16 protein-coding genes, 1 tRNA gene, 2 rRNA genes and 2 pseudogenes (1 of these 21 only partly in view) are annotated in these 20,382 nt (G+C 55.0%); 14 read left to right on the top strand and 7 right to left on the bottom strand.

Annotation, left to right across the window (positions count from 1 at the left end; all coding sequences use genetic code 11):
* Window positions 1-122: 122 nt before the first annotated feature.
* The gene (locus WDB88_RS13980) at window positions 123-434 is read left to right on the top strand and encodes an ETC complex I subunit (protein WP_330646866.1); all 312 of its coding nucleotides are present in this window, start codon (window positions 123-125) and stop codon (window positions 432-434) included.
* A 181-nt stretch (window positions 435-615) separates the two neighbouring features.
* Here the strand turns inward: WDB88_RS13980 and WDB88_RS13985 are convergent.
* A pseudogene (locus tag WDB88_RS13985) lies at window positions 616-1,064 on the bottom strand (transposase); the annotation flags it as partial.
* A 63-nt stretch (window positions 1,065-1,127) separates the two neighbouring features.
* Between WDB88_RS13985 and WDB88_RS13990 the strand changes: the two are divergent.
* Genes WDB88_RS13990 through WDB88_RS14005 form a run of 4 tightly spaced genes read left to right on the top strand, consistent with a single transcriptional unit; the run spans window position 1,128 to window position 4,571 of the window.
* Window positions 1,128-1,952, top strand: coding sequence for a DUF4123 domain-containing protein (locus tag WDB88_RS13990; protein WP_339109746.1), 825 nt, complete (start codon window positions 1,128-1,130; stop codon window positions 1,950-1,952).
* Window positions 1,936-3,819: a hypothetical protein gene (locus WDB88_RS13995; protein ID WP_339109747.1), complete on the top strand. Its 1,884-nt coding sequence runs from the start codon at window positions 1,936-1,938 to the stop codon at window positions 3,817-3,819. The genes WDB88_RS13990 and WDB88_RS13995 overlap by 17 nt, the downstream gene beginning before the upstream one ends.
* Window positions 3,816-4,241, top strand: a complete 426-nt coding sequence (locus tag WDB88_RS14000) for a hypothetical protein (protein ID WP_339109748.1) — start codon at window positions 3,816-3,818, stop codon at window positions 4,239-4,241. The genes WDB88_RS13995 and WDB88_RS14000 overlap by 4 nt, the downstream gene beginning before the upstream one ends.
* 21 nt (window positions 4,242-4,262) lie before the next feature.
* Complete coding sequence (locus WDB88_RS14005; protein ID WP_339109749.1) at window positions 4,263-4,571, top strand: hypothetical protein; 309 nt, start codon at window positions 4,263-4,265, stop codon at window positions 4,569-4,571.
* Window positions 4,572-4,902: 331 nt separating this feature from the next.
* Here the strand turns inward: WDB88_RS14005 and WDB88_RS14010 are convergent.
* Both WDB88_RS14010 and WDB88_RS14015 read right to left on the bottom strand, forming a co-directional pair.
* A pseudogene (locus WDB88_RS14010) lies at window positions 4,903-5,319 on the bottom strand (transposase); the annotation flags it as partial.
* A gap of 189 nt (window positions 5,320-5,508) precedes the next feature.
* On the bottom strand, window positions 5,509-5,802 hold the full coding sequence (locus WDB88_RS14015) for a hypothetical protein (protein WP_339109750.1): 294 nt from the start codon (window positions 5,800-5,802) through the stop codon (window positions 5,509-5,511).
* Between the two features lie 296 nt (window positions 5,803-6,098).
* Between WDB88_RS14015 and WDB88_RS14020 the strand changes: the two genes are divergently transcribed.
* From WDB88_RS14020 to WDB88_RS14030, 3 genes are all read left to right on the top strand, one after another.
* On the top strand, window positions 6,099-6,962 hold the full coding sequence (locus tag WDB88_RS14020; protein WP_339109751.1) for a hypothetical protein: 864 nt from the start codon (window positions 6,099-6,101) through the stop codon (window positions 6,960-6,962).
* A 239-nt stretch (window positions 6,963-7,201) separates the two neighbouring features.
* Window positions 7,202-7,984: a contact-dependent growth inhibition system immunity protein gene (locus WDB88_RS14025; RefSeq protein ID WP_339109752.1), complete on the top strand. Its 783-nt coding sequence runs from the start codon at window positions 7,202-7,204 to the stop codon at window positions 7,982-7,984.
* 236 nt (window positions 7,985-8,220) lie between these two features.
* Window positions 8,221-9,051 (top strand): leucine-rich repeat domain-containing protein, encoded by an 831-nt coding sequence (locus tag WDB88_RS14030; protein ID WP_339109753.1) that lies wholly within the window; start codon window positions 8,221-8,223, stop codon window positions 9,049-9,051.
* 184 nt (window positions 9,052-9,235) lie between these two features.
* On the opposite strand, the gene WDB88_RS14035 is transcribed toward WDB88_RS14030, so the two are convergent.
* Window positions 9,236-9,967, bottom strand: coding sequence for a hypothetical protein (locus WDB88_RS14035; protein WP_339109754.1), 732 nt, complete (start codon window positions 9,965-9,967; stop codon window positions 9,236-9,238).
* Window positions 9,968-10,634: 667 nt separating this feature from the next.
* Here WDB88_RS14035 and WDB88_RS14040 point away from each other — a divergent pair.
* The 6 genes from WDB88_RS14040 to WDB88_RS14065 all read left to right on the top strand — a co-directional run bounded on the left by WDB88_RS14040 (window position 10,635) and on the right by WDB88_RS14065 (window position 17,089).
* Window positions 10,635-11,414, top strand: coding sequence for a hypothetical protein (locus tag WDB88_RS14040; RefSeq protein WP_339109755.1), 780 nt, complete (start codon window positions 10,635-10,637; stop codon window positions 11,412-11,414).
* Between the two features lie 201 nt (window positions 11,415-11,615).
* Window positions 11,616-12,260, top strand: a complete 645-nt coding sequence (locus tag WDB88_RS14045) for a DUF2268 domain-containing putative Zn-dependent protease (protein ID WP_339109756.1) — start codon at window positions 11,616-11,618, stop codon at window positions 12,258-12,260.
* Between the two features lie 520 nt (window positions 12,261-12,780).
* Window positions 12,781-13,734, top strand: coding sequence for an AbaSI family restriction endonuclease (locus WDB88_RS14050; RefSeq protein ID WP_339109757.1), 954 nt, complete (start codon window positions 12,781-12,783; stop codon window positions 13,732-13,734).
* A gap of 216 nt (window positions 13,735-13,950) precedes the next feature.
* On the top strand, window positions 13,951-14,688 hold the full coding sequence (locus tag WDB88_RS14055; RefSeq protein WP_339109758.1) for a Mu transposase C-terminal domain-containing protein: 738 nt from the start codon (window positions 13,951-13,953) through the stop codon (window positions 14,686-14,688).
* Between the two features lie 5 nt (window positions 14,689-14,693).
* On the top strand, window positions 14,694-15,671 hold the full coding sequence (locus WDB88_RS14060) for a TniB family NTP-binding protein (protein ID WP_339109759.1): 978 nt from the start codon (window positions 14,694-14,696) through the stop codon (window positions 15,669-15,671).
* A 2-nt stretch (window positions 15,672-15,673) separates the two neighbouring features.
* A complete protein-coding gene (locus tag WDB88_RS14065) occupies window positions 15,674-17,089 on the top strand; it encodes a TniQ family protein (protein ID WP_339109760.1) in 1,416 nt (471 codons plus the stop codon).
* A 137-nt stretch (window positions 17,090-17,226) separates the two neighbouring features.
* On the opposite strand, the gene WDB88_RS14070 is transcribed toward WDB88_RS14065, so the two are convergent.
* From WDB88_RS14070 to WDB88_RS14080, 3 genes are all read right to left on the bottom strand, one after another.
* A tRNA-Met gene (locus tag WDB88_RS14070) sits at window positions 17,227-17,303 on the bottom strand.
* A gap of 62 nt (window positions 17,304-17,365) precedes the next feature.
* Window positions 17,366-17,480, bottom strand: a 5S ribosomal RNA gene (gene rrf, locus WDB88_RS14075).
* Between the two features lie 72 nt (window positions 17,481-17,552).
* Window positions 17,553-20,382 (bottom strand): 23S ribosomal RNA (locus WDB88_RS14080); it runs 1 nt beyond the window's last position.

Consider the following 20,382-nt stretch of genomic DNA (forward strand, 5'->3'; position numbering starts at 1 on the left):
GCAAGGCCCCGAAGAACCGGCCAGTAGAAATCCTGTGACGGAATGTCGCGATTTATGGCCGGAATCTCTTGCGATTTCGCTGTGATGGGCTAAGACAAGGCAGAGTATTTCGGAGGACGTTCATGCGCGCACGTATCTACCAACCGGCGAAAACCGCGATGCAATCCGGCGTAGCGAAAACCAAGCAATGGGTTTTGGACTTCACGCATGAAGGCGCGCGCGACCTCGATCCGCTGATGGGCTGGACCAGCTCCTCGGACACCCAGTCGCAGGTGCGCCTGCGCTTCGAGACCCGTGCCGAGGCCGAAGCCTATGCCAAGGACAAAGGTCTGGAATACACCGTTACCGAACCCCACAAACGCGCCGCCAACATCCGCAATCGCGGCTATGGCGAAAACTTCTCTTCCGACCGCCGCGGCAACTGGACACATTGAGGGTGTAAATCGGGGCAAAGTTGTCTCGAAATGGGGGCAAGGATCCCGCGAAGCTGATCTTTGATCAAGATATAGGGCGCCCAATGGGCGCCCGTACTATTTGTTGTCTTGGCTTGTAAATCAGAAAGCGCGACGAAAAGCGAGTGTCTCTCAGGGATCAGCGGAGGGCGGAGAAGTGCTTACCCAAGCTGAGCCGGTGCTGCTCGCGAATATGCGCCAATAGGATCATGTCGCGGCGCTGGCGTAGCGATGGCGGCCTGTGACGCCATGCCCGGAGCCCACGGTCCGAAACCTGCATCATGCGGCACAAATGGGCTTGTGAAAGATCTCCGCGATACTCCGCAATGAATTGAAATCTCATTGCTTTTGGCCTGAGAAGAAGATTGCCGCTTTTTTTAACACCTCCCTCTCCTCCCGCAGAATACGGTTCTCTTTGCGCAAGCGCTCGTTCTCGCGGCGCAGTTCCGTGTCCTCGCCGGCAGTCGGATCGATCGAGTAATCCCGGATCCACTTGCCAAGGGTCGAAAATCCGACGCCAAGATCTGAGGCCACCTGTCGCCGCGTCAGGCCGCTGTGCATCGCGATCCGAACCGCTTCTCGCTTGAAATCTTCACTGTGTTTGGGTGCCATATCTGGTCTCCTTCATGGCGAGCATTGCTCGCAGAAAACCGGAACGGAAGTGATGCAAGTCCAATGCTGGCGACGTCCGGTCTTGAACATCGCTGCTTGTTCAAAGGGGAAACGGCAGAGGCACTCAGCGAGGTTGCGCCTTGGCTGGTGCGGCTGGAAGACGGCAACAAATTCACGACTGGCCTGTTCACCCGGTCAAACGCGCCGTGGCATTTGTGGGATCGCCAGCCCGGCTTGTATCTGCGCTCAAGCGCAAGCTTCGATCAGCTATGGCAACATCTGCGTAAATTCACCCGCATATGCGATGAGGCTGGAAACTGGTTTTACTTTCGGTTTTGGGACAACGGCAGTCTTATAGACTATCTGCGCTATGCCGATGGCCGCGCGGAATGTGATCTGCGCCCGATCTTTGGTTTAGATGCGCAAGATCCGTCAAGGCCCTTGGTGCGATCCTACATCCATGCCGGTAATGACCACGCCGTGATCAGCACGGCAACCCGTATCAGTGGGCACAACACCCGCCCCCGCACCGAATTTGACATGCCCGTGCTGCGCTTTCTGGCGCTGCGCAACCACGCGCATCGCTTTGCCGATAGTTTCTTCGCGGGGCAGACCCTTCGCCCTGAAACGCGGCACAAAGCCCATGACACGGCGGCCCGTGTGGCGCTGCATTTTCACGCCCATGGTTTCAAAAGCCGCTATCACTTGGGCAGCTTTGTCTATTGGACGCTTGCGCTAAACCGAGATTTTGAGACGGCCTCTCCACGCATTCAGCAAGAAATTTCCGCAACGACATCCGACGCAGAGGCCCGCTTCATCGCGATCTCGCGCGAGATGAGGGCGCTTTTCGGCAATAATATTAGGAATTTCCATGGCCACCGAGTCTGAGTTTTACTTGCCCCATGATGATTGCACGAAAGGCGGCACCTGCCCCGGTGAAGGTGTTTTCATCCCGCAGAAAATCGGCAATGTGGCGATGGATCGGCTTTTTGTCGGATCGGCGGCAGACAGCCAGCTTGATCTGGACCTTGCCAATGTCGACAGCTATCCGCTGTCGGATGAGGTGTTTCCAGTCATCTATGACGGCGCCTATCTGACGCTTGACGGGCTGATGGATTGCTTTGCGCGCAAATACCCTGAACGCGCCCAGCTTCTGAGCATCCTGATCGAAACCCAAGGCTATAAGGTTGTTTTCGAGGAAAACCCGACCGCCGCCGAAGCCGCGCTAGAAAAATGGCTTGATAATTACGGCGCGTTGGTTCGCAAGCAGACACGTTCGGTTGCGACCAATGAAGATTACGCGCTTCTGAACAAGATGCGCGACACCTATGCCAGTGAGCAGCGCAAGCTGGATGCCATGCGACACTGGCATATTGCGAATGGCACGATTTACCTCAGCACCCGCATCAACCGAAACATTGATGTAAACAACTTCTTCCTTGGCGATGACGAGGATTACATCAACCGGATGCCCACCAATGCCGAGGGCGCGGATTGGCTGAATGCGGTGATGGGCGATTGGATGGCGCGATCCGGCATTCCGGGGGCGAGCGCCGACGAAGAATTTTCCGACAACTGGAGTTCGCGCATCGCCTGGGGCGGGATGAATATCGTCTTTGGCGCGGCGGAATTTATCGGCGGCGTGGCGTTGACGGCGGGCACGCTGGGCTGGGGAACGGTGGCGGGCGGCGCTTTGTCCCTCGCAGGCTTTGAGGCGATCACGCAGGGCATCGACATGTGGCGCACGCCAAATGAAGCCGCCCATAGCACCGGCTGGCTGGGTGACGCCACCTATGCCATGATGAACAAATTCGGCGTGCTTGAACAAAATGATCAAGCCGCGTTCAATCGCTATTGGTCCTTTGCGATGCTGGGGCTGAGCTTGGGCGGCGCGGGCGTTCTGGGCTATGCTGGCAAAGCGATGCAGGCCGGGCGTGTGGGGCAAGCCGCGCGGCAGCTTGACTTCATCGCCGAGGTATCCAAACGCACGCTGGCGTCGGCCCGCACCGCCATCGTCGGCGTGAAGGGCGCGCGCTTCGGCCAATTCATCGCGCATTATGCGGCCCTGCCGTCCGGGCGGATCGCTATGAATATCCAAGGCGTGGGCCGCATCGTCGCCCCGCATTGGGAAAGCCTGACCCGTCTGCGCCTGCGGATGAATACGGCCGAAAAGATCGCAGTCCAGGAACGCCGCGCCGCCCTTGCAGCCCATGAGGCAGGTTTCTTACACCTGCCAAATGGCGTCAAATCCGCAGCAGACGCCCAAAAACTTGTGGACCGTGTTTATGCTCATATGGGACTGCGACCGCGTGACAAAGCCTCATTGATCTCGAAGGTGACCTTTGGGGGCGAAACCAGTAGCTTTAATGCCTCGCGCGAACTGAGAATTACCTCCACAATCGGCACTCCGCGAAATTTGGGCCGTGGGGGATATAACGAGTTTATTGCGATGAACGAAGTTTGCCATGAACTTACGCACGCCCAGCGAGCCAAGGCATGGATAACCTCTGGTAGGGGCAATGCAAAGGAGTACTGGACAAAATATGCCAATGGTACCACGGCATATCTTCGAGAAGAAATACGCGTCGAGACAATGGCCAGAGCGTGGACGGAAAAAATTATCAAGCCACGCATCTCGGCTGAACACAAGTATGGGTCATCAAGCGAAGCTGCACGGCTGCAGGCACTATATGATGAGCTCATTGAGGATTCTAACGCATATATTTCGTACTATCGGAGGCGACTTGGACAATGAAGAAGGATAACTGGTACTATATATCTCGCCTTTGGAAAGCAGGAGACGAGCGTCACGAGCGTCTCACCCAGGGAAAAACTACCGACGAGATCTTCGATATGCTGGACGAGTTGAACGCGGAAACCAGTGATGCAAGAGTTGCCCGCATCGGCCTCCACCTCCACGAAGCTTTCGCCATCATCCGCCTTCTTGTGGATGACATCATGCCAGAAGACCCGGATAAGGTTTATGATCTCGCCTGGGTGGATCGCGTCTCTGAACTTATGGGCAAGGGCGAATTGCACCATGAAAGAAAAAACCGCGCGCAACTGCTGGACCGCCTGCACTGGATCTCAAGCGAGGAATTCGGCGAAGACCTCGACGAATGGGTCGACTGGATGGCCGCTTTCGAGGCCAACCCGCCACCGTGGGGTTGGCGATAATCGGCAGGGTTTGAGGGCGTCATGCGCGGAACACCGGATCAGCTAAAAACTGCGTTTCAATCGATGAAACTAACGGATGCGCAAATCTGGATAGTCCAGCTTTGCGGCTATCAGATTAATCCTCGATGGCTTGTGACACCACTCCCGGAAGGAACCAAGGCTGTACAGCAACAAGAAGCGCGGGCTTCCCTTGTTGCTCTTCTTGGCAAGGATTTTGGGAGTGATCTCTTGGCTTGGCACCAAGCTTTAAAAGCTAGCCAAGCCTATGGAGAGAAATATTGGCACGAGCGGTTTGACCGAATTATCGAAAGCATTGCAACTTCCAAATGACGATTGAATGTTAACGGTCCTTCTAATCCGTTCCTAAACTCACTGGCACAACCTAGGTGGTAATAATTCTTGAAAACTGACCTGCGCCCGGCCGCGGCGTTTGTCAAAGGAATAGTCCGCCAGCTTCATGCGTAATCTCCGATTTCAACTTTGCGGATTTTGGTTTCTGGATTGGCCAGTCAAAACCGGTTATTCGCTGCACCTAAAACGAATGACAGCATTGGGCCGGGAGCGAAGGCCGCCACGGCCCTCCAGGCGCAAGACAAGCTGCGCCGCAGTATGACCCGTTTGAGCCCGAAGCAGAGATGCAGCCGCGCGGCAGGACCCTTGCCTCGAACACCTGCCGCAGCAGACCGCTATCCCTGAACTTGCCGTGGCGATAGCGGGAGAAGGTCGAGTGATCCGGGACATTGCCTTCCAGACCCAACCGGCAGAACCAGCGGTAGGCCAAGTTCAGGTGAACCTCGTCACAGAGCCGACGCTCCGAACGTTCGATGCGCTTACGCGGCCCCACTGGGGCCACGGTCGCCTCTCACCCCATGATATATCCGATCACCAGCATCCGGATGATCAGTTCGGGGTCGATCGAAGGCCGGCCAAGGTGGCTGTAGAAGGGACGCAGTGCCTCGCGCAGGGAGTCGCCATTCAGAAACAGGTCAATCTCGCGCAGCATGTGATTGGCCGGGACGTGCCGCTCCAGATCGAAATCGTAAAACAGCTGCGCCGGTGCTTCTTGCCTGCCCATCATGCCGAAATCCTCCCATCCCCTCATAGTCGAGTGAAACGAAAGACTTGCCGCAGCGCAACAAAGACTTTTTCAACAGCATCGGCCCTGAGCGGTCATTCGCCATACTAGCCATAGCCGCGTCGCGGCTACCCAGAACCGACCTTCACGGCACCCTCATCACCGCGGTCTTAGCCTGTGATGTTTTCCGGTCTAAGTTTCGTGCCAATCTCGGATGGAGCGGCAGAGATCGCTCATAGCCATCCCAGTCCGCATTCCACTACTCAGAACTGGAACGTTTTCGACGAACATCGGCTCACTTTCGCCGTCCGCAACAAAGTGGAGCACACCAGTTTCGTTGTCTGCGTCCTTGATAAAGGTCCAGACGCCGAGATACTCGCCATCGCGCGTCAGAACGTCACCGCGCTCGACATCGCTTGCAAAGCCAATGAGATTTATAGGGTACGTGAGTTCCATATCTGCAAGATACTGTGCCACGAAGAACATGTAACGCCTCAACGACCTGACTTGGACAACTACGCCTTCGCTTCCGGCCCTAAGCCAACATTCTTGACAGAGTCCGTCACTGCACCGCGGCGTTAACGAACCCTTCTGATTCTGCCCCAATGGGTCTTGCAGTCCTTAAAGAGGTGCCGCGATGACATCAGATCGTGATAATCTCGAAAAAAACTTAGGTTTGTAGCTTGCTCCCTAACGAAGCGCCCGCTACCCTGACGACAGGTTGACGTCCCAAGTTCTTGCCGGCTTAAAGTGTTCAGAAGTCAAAATCTACAAACTCTGCAATGATGCAGCCTCTCAGGATGCGCGTCTCTGTAATCGGCAAGGTGAAGCGCTTTTCGACAGGCTATGTCATGTTTGTGACTTCGATCACCACTTCTAAAATGAAAACCGTAAAGAGCAGTCTTCTTCACCACGGAAGAAAGCTCAACCTCAAGTCATCGCACCTTACAGAGGCGTTTGCCCGTTCCGTCGGCTTCAATACTCAGGGTGCTTTGCTCGATGACTTGCAGAAGACAAACGCTCCCAACGTGGTCGAGTTTGACCGAGGACAATTCTTTGAACGCTTGTCCTATCTGTCGGGGCTTCCTGAAGCCACACTAAAAACTTCGCAGCCTCATTGGCCTGAAACTGCCGTCACTCGTGGTGTTGGAGTGAATGACCTACGCAGTTCGTCTCAATTATCTGGGCGGACCAAAGAACGGCTCGAGAGGCTATTTGAGATGATGGCAACGAAAGGTATTGAGTTTTACCGGATTAAAGGAATCCGTCCTGCATATGATCCCAATGGGCTTTGGTTTGGTTCATATCGCCCCGGCGCAAGTGCCATGCGTCGGGCGTTTTTGCCGCCAACACCGGATATGTGGGAGACGAGAGATTGGACCGATCTGTTGGCTGAGGATGCCCTCAAGGACAATACCTTCTCCTACCACGAACTGATGGAAATCGCACGTGAAACGCATGATGCATTTTCCAAAGATTTGAAGCTCAATGATGTCGTGTTCTCGGCAGTTGAGGGGCTTTATGTGAATCACGATGCGATTGAAGGATGTGCGCGATCTGTGCTTTTCCAGCGTGAGGGACAGCTCTCAGACGTGAAAGCTTCTGATAGAGATCAACGCGCAAAACCCTCAGTTAACGCAGCGTAGGATCCATCAGGCGTTGTTTTTGAAAAGGGAGCTTCGGCTCCCTTTTCTTATTATTGATAAGCTCTTGCAAAGCATGGACTGAGCGGCTGTCGTTCCCGGCCCTGTCCGGACATTCGCCAAGCTGGCTCCGCTGGAGCGCAGCTTCCCCAAACCGGCCGTCCGTGGCATCATGCAGCAAGGCTTGGCACGCTAAGGTCAGCAATGCGGACAAAGCGGACACCCCATGCTATCGAGTTAATATGAAAATCCGCGACATTATTATAATCGGCCTCCATTTAGTCATTCTCGTGCCATCGCTACTCCTGAGCGCCGTGGCCTTCTCCGATGCCTATTATCGCTGTCCCGTTAGCCCGTGTGGTGACACTTCAGAGGCAGGTATGTTTGGCGTTTTGGCAGCGATAGTCGCCCTACTTTCGATGGGAAGTGGAGCGCTCTGCCTCTGGCAACGCCATAAAGTTTTATATCGTGAAAGACTGTTTATGCGCGGCATCACACACACACGGCGTTGGGCTAGAATCATGCAAAACCAGGATTTCTATTTTATCAAAACTCGTTCTGGCCTTCGCAGCGGTACCTTTGGCGATCCGAAGGGAAACGAACATATTTTTGAGGTTGCTACTGACGATGCGGCGCTCGGCGTAGCCTTGCGCGATTCACTCTCTGCCAGTCGCGTGGTGGCTCAAAGCCTCGCACCGGATGGTATGACATGGCCGACATTCGTCGAGATTGCGCCAGAATTCAAAAGTAGTAGCCGCGCGGCATATTATCACGATTGGGTAGCAAGGATTATGGCGTATGGTCGTTACAAGACCAAGCGCAAGATGTTTGCCGCGATGCGCATGTGTTCTGTCGAGCTCGACATGGATAAGGCCGAAATCGAAATAGCGCCAAAGAACCATGTCAAGCTTGAAGCTTGGGATCTGGGCAAACTAACCGAGGCCGATAAAGTGCGAATTTCAGCGCAGGTGAGCGACGCGGAGCTTGGCGCTGCAATGCGCCTTGCCCTTAGCCGCTGCACCTGAAGCAACGGTCCAGGGCATTGCCCTTGGGGGGTAAGCTCGGGACTGCGCACGTTGGCTGGTCTCGTCGTTTAGACATACGGGGGGCTTCGTAACCGCTATGCTGTCTGTGCGTCATGCCGACCGTCGGCTTAAGGGCCATCCTCGATGGCATGACGCTTCTGCACCCGCGAAATGCTGCGCCAGCGGGATACGGTAGTTTGGGCTCGAAGCGGTCATGCGGCGGTGAGGCGGGTGTTATGTCGCGCCGAACCTGCGCGACACATCCGCTGCAAACGTCAGAAATGCGGGACGAAACGGAAGTAGGCGCTTCCAAGCCAATCACGGTCGAGATAGGCTCAAATGGGTCATTGGGGATACAGCTGGTGGATACTGCAAGTCGGATTGGTCAAACTATTGATGCCCTTAAAGATGCGGACCCGAACGTGTTTCATTCCAACAAGAGCACAGTTGATGAGCCCGCCCCGACTTGCACCGGATGGCATTTGCAGGGGAGACTGCCGGAAAGCGACAAGACATACACGCAGATAAAGCGGCTATTCCTACAAGATTGCAGCAAGTTGCGTACACTCACTTGGGTCAAGAACTTCCCAAACCTTGAGAAGCTGTGGATTTACGGATCGGACAAGATTGCTGACCTTGAGGGAATTCAGGCTGCCAAATATCTTAGCTCGGTGACGGTATGGCCTTCATTCTCAGGCAAGATCACTTTGAAAAGCCTTTCGCCGATTGGTGCGCTCAAGGGGCTGGAGGAATTTATCTACGCGGGAGGGACTCGCGATGGGTCGCTGGAGGCGTTGAACTCTCTCCAGAACCTAAAGAAAACTTTCTTTTCGAACGCTTATTCTTGGCAAGAGATTGCCCGATTTGAGGCTCACCATCCTGAGGCTGCCTTTCCTTGGAAAGGTGGCATTGTTCCCTCTGCAAATCCGGGTCTTTTGATGTGCAAAAAATGTGGCACGGCACAGTCTATGCTGGCAGGTAAAGGCCTTCGTCTCGCGTGCCCAGCGTGCGACAGTGCCTATATCGAAAAGCACCTCGAACGATATACCCTGCTACTGTCCACTTAGGGCTCGAAGCTGCCTTTGGCTTTCAAACGGGTGTTATGTCGCGCCGAACCTGCGCGACACATCCGCTGTAAACGTCAGCAATGCGGACCTTGCTGCCGTTAGCTGCATTTTGAATGAACGACCGCTTTAACTAGAATATTGGTATCCGTTTCTTGCAGTGTGGAGCAACTCTGATGGATGCGCACTACATCCTGATTGCACCGGACAATGGATAATCTTGGATGCTCTGATAGCGATCAATAAGCGTCTTGAAGAGATCATGCATCGGACCAAATTGTTGATCTGGATTGCTGGATCGGACAATGACCTTTGTAATCCTCGAACCTTGCGAAGTTTCAGTGTACTTGCTCCAAAGCAAACGCACCCAAGGTCGGGGGAGAAAGTCGTCGGCCTGTTCCATATATCCAATTCCACCCTGTAAGTCTTTGAAGACCAACATCGCAAGGTGTCTCGCATAACCGGCCTCCTGCGATCTTTGTTGAGCAAAAGTAGTAATTTCTTCAACTGTCATGTCGATGAAATCACTGCTTTCAGTCGCCTCTTGAAGGGCAACTTCTGACCACCTTCGCATCTCTGAACGGTCAACTGAAACGACATCATCTTCGAAACTCACGTAAACTTCTGCTATCGTATTCGCGCTACCGTATCGAAGCAGTCCTTTTTCATTCTTCGGAAAATCGCCGGCAAGGTAATATAGATACTCACCCATAGGTTCGATTTCCCAAAGGAGGCCGTCGTAAGTTGTCGATGTGGGGACTTCAGGCGAAACGTCAATCCAAACTGGAAGTTCTGCGATTTTGCCAATTTGTCGGATATCGACAGGAGCCTTGGCCCTAAAATTTTCGATATGGTCGCCCGCAGGTTTCACGACCTTTGCCCTTGCTCCGCGCCCGCCAAATATCTGCCACCAACTCATAGTTCATTCTGCTTCTGTTAGATCCAAAGTACGCCATTCCCTGCAAATTTCTTAGAACAGCGATACTCTCCTGCTTTTTTGATGAGGAATATTACGAAACGAAAGAAAATATAAAACTGACATTAATCGCAACCGCAGCATTCGGAAATAAGGACTCGAACCGGAAATTCTCTGCGAAGCGCACTGATATCGGCAATGCGGACATTCCGGTCATTCGCCGCGGCGGCCCAATCTGTGCCGCGATTGCGAGATGTTATGCTGGAAGGGCGGATTGCTGACATTCGCCTCAGTCGAGTATCAATCACCTAGCCAAGATGGGAGCCGACATTCGTAGCGGACCAAAATCAAGGACTTTCGGTATCAAAGGATATCGGCTGTGAACCAGAACGACGACATACCTCTGTACAGCGTTACATAAAAACGCAGAGGTTCTGCTGGCGATCGACCCCTGAACGCTTAAGCGGTTTCGACAGCGAACCGCATTTCCCTTCGTAATTGCAATTCTTAGCGGAATGGATGTTATGGAATGTGCGTGAGACGCACGCGAAATCAGGCTAGGGTTGCGCCCCGCGCTCGGTGTGAACGGCAGCTACGCAGCAACTGAAAACGGGATTGTCTTCTCCCCGCGGTCTTAAGGTTGACGCCAAATGGAAAGAAAGATTCTTAGATGGTTCGTATTCAAGCACGCTATTTTTTCGCCGAAGGCACCTTGGATAAGTCAGCGGCTTGGGCCGCGATCTGTGACTGGTTGGAACATGTCCGGCCTGGGAGGGCGGTATTTGTAGATCAAAACGAGAAGTGGCTTACCCCGAGAGAGTTACGGCCGCGCGCCGCGCGCATGGCATCACGGCATCTTCGTGTTGAAACTGATAACCTCATGCCTCCAAATTTCACATATCCGCCAAATGCGATCAGCGTGGGGTCTGGAAGCATCGGACGTTATAATCTGGATCGAGTGTTCATCGAGAGCCCAGATAGTACGATACAAGACAGCCTATTAGAGGCGCTCGCGGGTTGTGGTACGCTTGTCCTGTCTGGCGTCTTCAATGAGGATTATGATAGGTGGCAGAATGCCAAGGATCCCCTGATCTATATTCACGCAGGACGCAGTCTTGAGGGACTACCTTTGATATCCAACGGCATGCCACCACCGCTTCTGCAAGATATCGTCGACATAAGTGACCACCCAGGTCGGTATCGCTATGATCAGCGCGGCTTTCCGGAAACGGTTTCGGGACGTATGTGGATCGGTCCCGAGCTTTGGAAGCGACTTGGTGAAGACCGGACTGAAGATGTTCTCGCGTTACAGGATTACCTAGTCCAGACGAATGCGGATGGTATTCTGACTTTGAAATGGAATGGAGGGCTGTTTGATAACGCAACCCCCATTTCAGTACAAAATGCCTTAAGAAGAGCGGTGTTTACGCCGAGTGATAAGGAACAATAGCGCCCGCGGTTGGCCTGCTATGTTTGGCTAATTCGGCTCGGAGCGGGTCTTCACCGCGAAACGGATGTGTCGCGCCTAGCTTGCGCGACACATCCGCTGCAAACGTCAGCAATGCGGACAAAGCGGACTTTCGCTACAGTTTGAACGAGGGTCTGTTTCCATAGACTGGACCGGCCAGTGCTAAATGTGTCATGAGGCCTCATGACATGGACCATTCACATTGCGAACTCCTCGGGTCAGTTCGACGACCTTGTGTCCCCGATCCGTGCTGCGATTGATCGTGCGCAGGCGCGCGCAGAGACCGTTACCGAAGCCGTAGATCTTGACGTGGTGGTACAGGCTTGGCCGGGCCGCGTCATTCCGCATCTGGGGCACGTGGGCTTTGCTCCGACCGCCGATATGATCCAGCTAACCTTCGATCCCGCCAACTCGAACTGTGTAAGAAACCTGGGCGAACCGCTTGAGCGAACGATTGTTCACGAATTGCACCATGTGCTTCGGTGGCGCGGACCGGGTTACGGCCGCACGCTGGGCGAGGCCCTTGTCTCCGAAGGGTTGGCAGGTCATTTTGCGCAACAGCTCTATGGGGGGCCGCCTGAAAAGTGGGAGTCGTCACTCGATGACAAAGCCCTCGCGCAAGCGGCAATTGACGCAGCCGTTGCTTGGGACGATGCAGCTTACGACCACGCCGCATGGTTTTTCGGAACGGATCCTGCGTGGCAGGGCTACGCCCTTGGATATGCCTTAGTTGAGAGGCATCTCATTGCGCACCCGAGCGAAACGCCAGCCACGCTGATCCATGCCGAAGCGGCTAGCTTTCGCAGCGACCTTGAAATCTGCTCTTGATAGAACAGCGCAGAAGATCATCGATATTCGATAGCCGCCGTTCGTATCGATTGCAGCATCTTGCAAGAAGGGCTCGAAGCTGCCTTTGGCTTTCAAACGGGTGTTATGTCGCGCCGAACCTGCGCGACACATCCGCTGTAAACGTCAGCAATGCGGACAATACTGCCGTCCAATCTGCCGACGCCAATGACCGCTTCCAAGAAAGCGCATATTGAGCTAATCCTTGAAACTTCACAAAATCAATGGAGCTGGCCTATGGCGCATCACGAAAGACCTCCGGTCATTTTCGCCTTGTCGCTGGCCCTATGCCTTTTCTCTTCTGTCAGTTGGGCGCAAAGCATGGAAGATAGCCTAAGGGTTCACCAAAGCGGGCATTCGTTACAGTGGCGGGCTGGTATTACGATGTTGGTTTGCGATCGTCATCGGATAGCTCAGGCGCAGTAAATCAGGCTATTGATTTTCTGGTAGAACTTGCCGCAAAAGTGACGTGGACTATAGGTCGGATGCGAAAGTTAAGCACATGAGCCAGTATGTCTCAAAAGATCAGTATATCCTGCGCTCACTCTCGAAAATTCGACGGAAGATCTGGGAGCATTATGTGGTTAACAGGGTCTGGCACCTTATCGGCGATCTCGATCTAGAGATCGTCTGCCAGCAGTGCATTCGACGACCCGACAACCGCATCGCACTTGCCGACCTATTCTTTCCGCAGCTCGGCCTCTACTTGGAAGTAGACGAAGATCACCACCGCATCCCGAAAAATATCCTAACCGATGCCCGGCGCCGCCATGACATCCTAGAGGGCACTGGGATTGATGAATACCGCATCGACGCGGGCAATGGCATCACCCTCGCTACGATACATGGGGCCGTTGACGAATTCGTCTCCCTTGTACGTAAGCGCAGGGCTGAACGCGAGGCCAGCGGCAATTGGCTCCCGTGGGATTATGAGGGGCGTTTCCGGCCTGAAACTTTTATGCGCGACGAGGAAATCCGCATCGGTCCGCATGCGGGCTTCACGCGACATGACGATGCGATGCGCCTCTTTGGCTACGCCGGAGGGACTTATCAGCGCGGCGCTTGGATCATGCCGGAGGCGATCTCAGAGCAGCTTGGATTGCGTGCGCCATGCATGGTCTGGTTCCCAGGCCTTGATGAGGGCGGCAACCCTCGCTGGACCAACAAGCTCTCCCCAGATGGACAGAGAGTTACAGAGGCCTCAGAGAAGAACAATCCAGGTTATATCGCCTCGGATGGCGACAGAGTGATTTTTGCAAAGTCTCGGGATGACTTGAATCGCACGCTCTATCGTTTCATAGGTGTCTTCGAGGCGATTCCGGCGGAGAACACCATGGAATCACGTGCCTTCCGTCTCAAATCCCCAAGCTGCCGCACTCTGCCACTTTCCGAGTTGCGAAAACCACAGCTCAAGCCCAGAAAGAGAAAGGCTGGGAAGACTGCCCACCCTGCGTAGCTCATCAGCTGTTCCGATGTGGGTTCATTGACCAGCATAGTTTAACGAAGCTTGAGGCGCATCTGGCCCGGAGCGGACGTTCTGGGCGGTTGCTGCGAGGAGGAATTCGTCATTCGCACCGCATGGCCCGCGTAATCGAAGCCTGTTTCCGGTCGAACCTTCAGCAATGTTGTCGAGCGTGGCGAGAATGATGGCGCGGCCCGCGCGACCCTCACATTGGAGGCCTTCCTGTGCTGGCTCGTGCGTTGGGTGGTCGATGCCTATCACACCAAGGTGCATTCGGCGCTCGGTATGTCGCCCGCAACGGCTTGGGCGAAGAGCAGCAAGGAATGCGCGCCAAGATCGCTGACGAGTGACGAGATGCGCGAGGCCTTTGGGGTCCGTGCGCGCCGCAAGCTTACACGTAAAGGCGTACGGGTCTGTAATATCGACTACCAGTCTGATGCCCTTATGCACATGTATCTCAATGAAAAGGTTGAAGACCTCGAAACACTGCGCTGGGACGGTGACATTGGCACCATCTCCGTACGTTCTGGCATTGGCCCCTGGACGACCGTGCCGGCCTGTGATGAGCGCTGGATCGGCAAGAGCGAGCTGGAGATGTTGGCCGAGCTAGCTGAACGGGCGGCGGCCGATGACGCGGATCAGGATGCCATCGACGCGGAACAGCGCGCCCGTCGGGACTGGATCAATGCAGCCAATCGGGAATCCTATCGCCTGAAGCGCCTGACTGGCCTGATCTCCTTGCCTAAAACCGCAGACGATCTCGCATACGAATCCCAAAGGTTCATGCGCCACGCGGATACTGCGGAGCGTCGCCATAAAGCGGGCGAGTATCGTGACCTGATGGGTGACCTCGATGGCACGGTGCTCAGCGAAACCTCGGATCAGATCCAAGACACCACAGCCGTCGATTACGACGAGCACACAACCGATAACCACACTATGGAGTGACTACAATGACCACACAGAACGCACCCGCAATCCCGACCACGATCACTGAGCAGACCACATGGCTGGATGCGCGCTACTGGCGCTTCGGCTGGGAGGAGGATCTGGAGGATTACATTTTTGATCTCTTCGAAACCGACGATGATGGCGCAATGACCGCGCAGCCGCGAGTCGATCCGTTGACCGGCGAAAGCAGCGGCCTCATGGTGTTGGGCCGCTCCGGGGACGGAAAGACGGCGCTCCTGAAACGGATGCTGCGGGTGGACCCTGTTCTGACCGAGGCAATCGAAGGACAGGGGGGGAACACCCTCTACATCACCGTTCCCCCCGAGGCGACGATCAAGAAGCTTGCCGAGCTGATTCTGGCAAGGACGGGGTATCACCGTGTCGATGCCAAACTCCGCTCTGCCGATGCGTGGGAGATGGTCATGCACCGGTTGACCAAATTCGGTATCCGGCTGATTATCATCGACGAATGTCACCACATCTTTCGGCGGGGAGCGGGACGCGATGTCGCAGGTGCAATCCAGTCTCTGAAGCATATCATGCAGTCGGCAGGAGGTGTCGCTCTGGTGATTGCGGGGGTTCCCAGCTTGCGCGATGACATCCTCTCCGAAGTTTCGGGAGAGACCGCGCGTCGTTTTCAGGAGTTCTCTCTTGGCGACATCCAGCCCGGCAGCAAGGCAGCGTCGAACTTCATGAATAACTTTACCCACTCGGCCAAGACGCTCGGTCTGGTCGTGCCGGAAGGCAGCGCCATGGCCGAGCGCATCATGTTCGCCAGGCATGGCCAGATCGGACGAAGTGTCGCGCTCGGCAAACTGATCCTGAAAGATGCTGTGACCCGTAAGCGTACGGAGCTGTCCCTGTCCCGGGCAGAGGCGGTGTACCGCAAAAGCGCCAAATGCATCGGTATGACGCCGTTTCATTCGGGAAACTGGCAGGACGTTCGGCGCGAGCTTGAGGCCATCGGGTGGGGGCAGTGACTATGCTTTGGCCGACTTTTCCCTTCGATCCGCAGGAAACACTGACCTCCTATGCTGACCGTCTGTCCATGTTCCATACCGGTCGCGGTATGGAGCGGATCTTGCGTGACAACCGGATCCACCACGAACATTTCGTCTCTGGGCGCGAGGAAGCTGTGATGGGGTTCGCGGAGGCCATCGGTCACCCCGTTGAGGAAATCCGGCGCAATGCCATCCGCGTGTTCCAGCGTAGCGGTGAATTCCGTGGCGAAGCGACCTCGAAATCCTTCCTGCTGCCGCAGGCCAAACGCTATTGCCCCGCCTGCCTTGCCGGCGATGGCGGGCCGACGGATTGGAGGTTCCGCCTGCTCTGGGGCTTTCGTCACGTTCAGCGCTGCGATCGGCATGGGTTGTGGCTGAGTGCCACGGGCAATGCCGCCGCAAGCTGCCTTCGTGTCGCCATGAATGACACATTTCTCGCCGAACCTGCATATGCCGCCGCAGAGCAGCCGGCTTACCTCGACTGGCTGCGGCAACGCGTGGAGAATACCCGCAGCGAAGAGACACCCTGGCTCGCGGACCAGACGCTCGAGCAAATCCTGGCCGCGTCAGAGATGATTGGCGCGGTTTTGCAGCATGGCCACAAGGTCAAGCTGAGCAAACTGTCTCCTGCAGAAACAGAAGAGGCGACCGATATCGGCTTTTCCATCTATAGTGAAGGCTCGGATGCTGTGGTGGAGGCGCTGGACACCATTCGTCAAGCCTCGCCCGCTAGCGCCGTCCAGGCGGGCCCACTGGCGCATTACGGTGCTCTTTTCGACTGGCTGGATCGCCGCAGCAATTCTATTGATCCTGGTCCAATCCGCGACCTCCTACGCGATCATATCGTCAAGCACTCAGCGGTTGAACCCGGCAGTAAGGTTCTCGGGATCGAAATCAATGAACGTCGGTATCACACGCTTTACAGTCTATCGGCCGAGGTCGGGATCGAACGCCCGCGCCTGTCCCGCCTCCTTAGAAAGCTTGGCGAGATCCCTGCTGGCGCGACAGAGGTCGAAGGCGCAAACATGGTGTTCGAAGCTTCGACCACGGTCCCCTTGATCAAAGCGTTCCAGACCGCGATCCCGCTTCGCGATGTGCCCGAATATCTCGGAGCCACAAATTGGCAGGTCGAAGTCCTCTATCGCGAGGGTGTGGTGCAACCGCTTATTCCGCGAACGGCCCGCGGCTCTGTTCGCTACGTCGTCTTCGGGCGACTGCATCTCGACGGTATTCTCGCGAAGATCAGCGCATTGCCAGACAAAATTGTCTCGGACGTGAGAGGCCTGCATCCGATCTCCTATGCCAGTCAGCGTGGGGCTGGACGGTTTGAACATCTCTTCGCCGAAATTCTGGCAGGTAGGATTCGGGGCCTGCGGCGGATGAACTGCATGGCTTGATCGACCGCGTTGTTGTCACTTGGCACGAAGATCAGCAGCAGCATGAGCTGGACGTATCGGGCAAGCTGTTGGAGATGCTTAAAAAGCAAAGCCCGCCGAAGAGGCGGGCTATGTATCGAACTCTCGTTCGCTAAAGCTGGTTGCGGGAGTAGGATTTGAACCTACGACCTTCAGGTTATGAGCCTGACGAGCTACCGGGCTGCTCCATCCCGCGTTATTTTGTGTCTGATTTGGGGGGGTGTTATCGTTATAGAGATGAATGACGCTCTTTATTAGGTTTGGCGGTGACCTACTCTCCCACGTCTTGAGACGCAGTACCATTGGCGTGTTGGCCCTTAACGGCCGGGTTCGGAATGGGACCGGGTGTATAGCCAGCGCTATGACCACCAAACCGAATAAAGAGCGTGCAAGTCAAGTTGTATGCATGATTTTGATCTGTAGGAGTGTCTGTCTACTACTGGATCAAATCAAGCCAATCGGGCAATTAGTACTGGTCAACTGAATGCATTGCTGCACTTACATCTCCAGCCTATCGACGTGGTGGTCTTCCACGGCCCTCAAGGGATACCTAGTTTTGAAGGGGGCTTCCCGCTTAGATGCTTTCAGCGGTTATCCTGTCCGGACATAGCTACCCAGCACTACCGTTGGCACGATAACTGGTCCACCAGTGGTCCGTTCACCCCGGTCCTCTCGTACTAGGGGCAACTCTTCTCAAGTATCCTACACCCACGGCAGATAGGGACCGAACTGTCTCACGACGTTCTAAACCCAGCTCACGTACCTCTTTAAACGGCGAACAGCCGTACCCTTGGGACCTGCTCCAGCCCCAGGATGAGATGAGCCGACATCGAGGTGCCAAACGGTGCCGTCGATATGGACTCTTGGGCACCATCAGCCTGTTATCCCCAGAGTACCTTTTATCCGTTGAGCGATGGCCCTCCCACTTGGGACCACCGGATCACTATGGCCGACTTTCGTCTCTGCTCGACTTGTCAGTCTCGCAGTCAGGCAGGCTTTTGCCATTGCACTCAACGACCGATTTCCGACCGGTCTGAGCCCACCTTCGCGCGCCTCCGTTACTCTTTGGGAGGCGACCGCCCCAGTCAAACTACCCGCCACACAGGGTCCCGGATCCGGATAACGGACCGCGGTTAGACATCAAGAGTGCGAAGGGTGGTATCTCAAGGATGCCTCCACCGGAACTGGCGTTCTGGTTTCAAAGGCTACCACCTATCCTGCACATCACAATCCTGATGCCAGTGTGAAGCTGTAGTAAAGGTTCATGGGGTCTTTCCGTCTAACCGCGGGTAGTGTGCATCTTGACACACAGTTCAATTTCGCTGAGTCCACGTTTGAGACAGCGGGGAGATCGTTACGCCATTCGTGCAGGTCGGAACTTACCCGACAAGGAATTTCGCTACCTTAGGACCGTTATAGTTACGGCCGCCGTTTACCGGGGCTTCAATTCAGAGCTTGCACCCCTCCTTTTAACCTTCCGGCACCGGGCAGGCGTCAGACTGTATACGTCGCCTTACGGCTTCGCACAGCCCTGTGTTTTAAGTAAACAGTCGCCACCCCCTAGTTTGTGCCCCCCACCACCAGTTGCCTAGCGATGGGGCCTCCTTCTCGCGAACTTACGGAGGCATTTTGCCGAGTTCCTTAAACGTGGTTCTCTCAAGCGCCTTGGTATTCTCTACCAGTCCACCTGTGTCGGTTTCGGGTACGGTCTTATAGAGAGGCTATTTCCAGGGACCTGTAGGCTGCCCACACAATCCGATAAGTGTGAACAACGGTTCAGATCCGTCACCATCTCACGGCCCAGGAATATTAACCTGGTTCCCATCGACTACGCCTTTCGGCCTCGCCTTAGGGGCCGGCTTACCCTGCTCAGATTAGCTTTAAGCAGGAACCCTTGGACTTTCGGCGACAGGGTCTCTCACCCTGTTTGTCGCTACTCATGTCAACATTCTCACTTCTGATCACTCCACCGGATGCCTTACAGCCCGGCTTCACAGTCAGAACATTGCCTCCAATGTATCCGAGGATACTAAGGAGGCAGCGTTCTATATCACAGAACGCTCCGCTACCACGCACTTCACAGTGCATCCAAAGCTTCGGCTCGTGGCTTGAGCCCCGTTACATCTTCGCCGCAGGACCTCTTGACTAGACCAGTGAGCTGTTACGCTATCTTTAAAGGATGGCTGCTTCTAAGCCAACCTCCTGGTTGTTTTGGAAGTCCCACATGCTTTCCCACTTAGCCACGAATTGGGGGCCTTAGCTGTTGGTCAGGGTTGTTTCCCTCTCCACGACGGACGTTAGCACCCGCCGTGTGTCTGCCGATCAGTTCTTCCCGGTATTCGGAGTTTGCTTAGACTCAGTAAGGCTGTGGGCCCCCATCATCCATGCAGTGCTCTACCCCCGGGAGAATACAATCGACGCGCTACCTAAATAGCTTTCGCGGAGAACCAGCTATCTCCGAGTTTGATTGGCCTTTCACCCCTAGCCACACGTCATCCGGACCCTTTTCAACGGGTGTCGGTTCGGACCTCCAGTTGGTGTTACCCAACCTTCATCCTGCACATGGCTAGATCACTCGGTTTCGGGTCTGATCCCACGAACTCGTCGCCCTTTTAAGACTCGCTTTCGCTGCGCCTACACCTATCGGCTTAAGCTTGCTCGTAAGACCAAGTCGTTGACCCATTATACAAAAGGTACGCCGTCAGAGCTCGAGGCTCCTCCGACTGCTTGTAGGCGTCCGGTTTCAGAAACTGTTTCACTCCCCTCGTCGGGGTGCTTTTCACCTTTCCCTCACGGTACTGGTTCGCTATCGGTCAGTAAGGAGTACTTAGCCTTCGAAGGTGGTCCTCCGATCTTCAGACAGGATTTCACGTGTCCCGCCCTACTTAATACGTCCCGTTGAGCTTCGTATACGGGGCTATCACCCATATTGCTGGACATTCCAGACCATTCTACTCACTCTCAAGGCTCGGCTGGTCCGCGTTCGCTCGCCACTACTAGCGGAGTATCATATTGATTTCCTTTCCTCCGGGTACTTAGATGTTTCAGTTCCCCGGGTTCGCTCTTAAAACCCTATGTATTCAGGTAATAAGTCCCTGGTTATGCCCGTTGTAAATTACCAAGGTAATTACAACAAACATTCAGGTGGGTTTCCCCATTCGGAGATCCATGGATCAAAGCTTATTCTCAGCTCCCCATGGCTTATCGCAGAGTATCACGTCCTTCATCGCCTCTTACTGCCAAGGCATCCACCAAACGCCCTTCTCGCGCTTGAT

The organism is Thioclava sp. GXIMD4216, assembly GCF_037949285.1.
GTDB classification, from domain to species: Bacteria; Pseudomonadota; Alphaproteobacteria; order Rhodobacterales; family Rhodobacteraceae; genus Thioclava; species Thioclava litoralis.

Excerpts from the sequence above, each read along its gene's own strand:
- WDB88_RS13980 (WP_330646866.1), top strand. The coding sequence starts at position 123 with ATGCGCGCACGTATCTACCAACCGGCGAAAACCGCGATGCAATCCGGC.
- WDB88_RS13990 (WP_339109746.1), top strand. The coding sequence starts at position 1,128 with ATGCTGGCGACGTCCGGTCTTGAACATCGCTGCTTGTTCAAAGGGGAA.
- WDB88_RS13995 (WP_339109747.1), top strand. The coding sequence starts at position 1,936 with ATGGCCACCGAGTCTGAGTTTTACTTGCCCCATGATGATTGCACGAAA.
- WDB88_RS14000 (WP_339109748.1), top strand. The coding sequence starts at position 3,816 with ATGAAGAAGGATAACTGGTACTATATATCTCGCCTTTGGAAAGCAGGA.
- WDB88_RS14005 (WP_339109749.1), top strand. The coding sequence starts at position 4,263 with ATGCGCGGAACACCGGATCAGCTAAAAACTGCGTTTCAATCGATGAAA.
- WDB88_RS14015 (WP_339109750.1), bottom strand. The coding sequence starts at position 5,802 with ATGTTCTTCGTGGCACAGTATCTTGCAGATATGGAACTCACGTACCCT.
- WDB88_RS14020 (WP_339109751.1), top strand. The coding sequence starts at position 6,099 with ATGATGCAGCCTCTCAGGATGCGCGTCTCTGTAATCGGCAAGGTGAAG.
- WDB88_RS14025 (WP_339109752.1), top strand. The coding sequence starts at position 7,202 with ATGAAAATCCGCGACATTATTATAATCGGCCTCCATTTAGTCATTCTC.
- WDB88_RS14030 (WP_339109753.1), top strand. The coding sequence starts at position 8,221 with ATGTCGCGCCGAACCTGCGCGACACATCCGCTGCAAACGTCAGAAATG.
- WDB88_RS14035 (WP_339109754.1), bottom strand. The coding sequence starts at position 9,967 with ATGAGTTGGTGGCAGATATTTGGCGGGCGCGGAGCAAGGGCAAAGGTC.
- WDB88_RS14040 (WP_339109755.1), top strand. The coding sequence starts at position 10,635 with ATGGTTCGTATTCAAGCACGCTATTTTTTCGCCGAAGGCACCTTGGAT.
- WDB88_RS14045 (WP_339109756.1), top strand. The coding sequence starts at position 11,616 with ATGACATGGACCATTCACATTGCGAACTCCTCGGGTCAGTTCGACGAC.
- WDB88_RS14050 (WP_339109757.1), top strand. The coding sequence starts at position 12,781 with ATGAGCCAGTATGTCTCAAAAGATCAGTATATCCTGCGCTCACTCTCG.
- WDB88_RS14060 (WP_339109759.1), top strand. The coding sequence starts at position 14,694 with ATGACCACACAGAACGCACCCGCAATCCCGACCACGATCACTGAGCAG.
- WDB88_RS14065 (WP_339109760.1), top strand. The coding sequence starts at position 15,674 with ATGCTTTGGCCGACTTTTCCCTTCGATCCGCAGGAAACACTGACCTCC.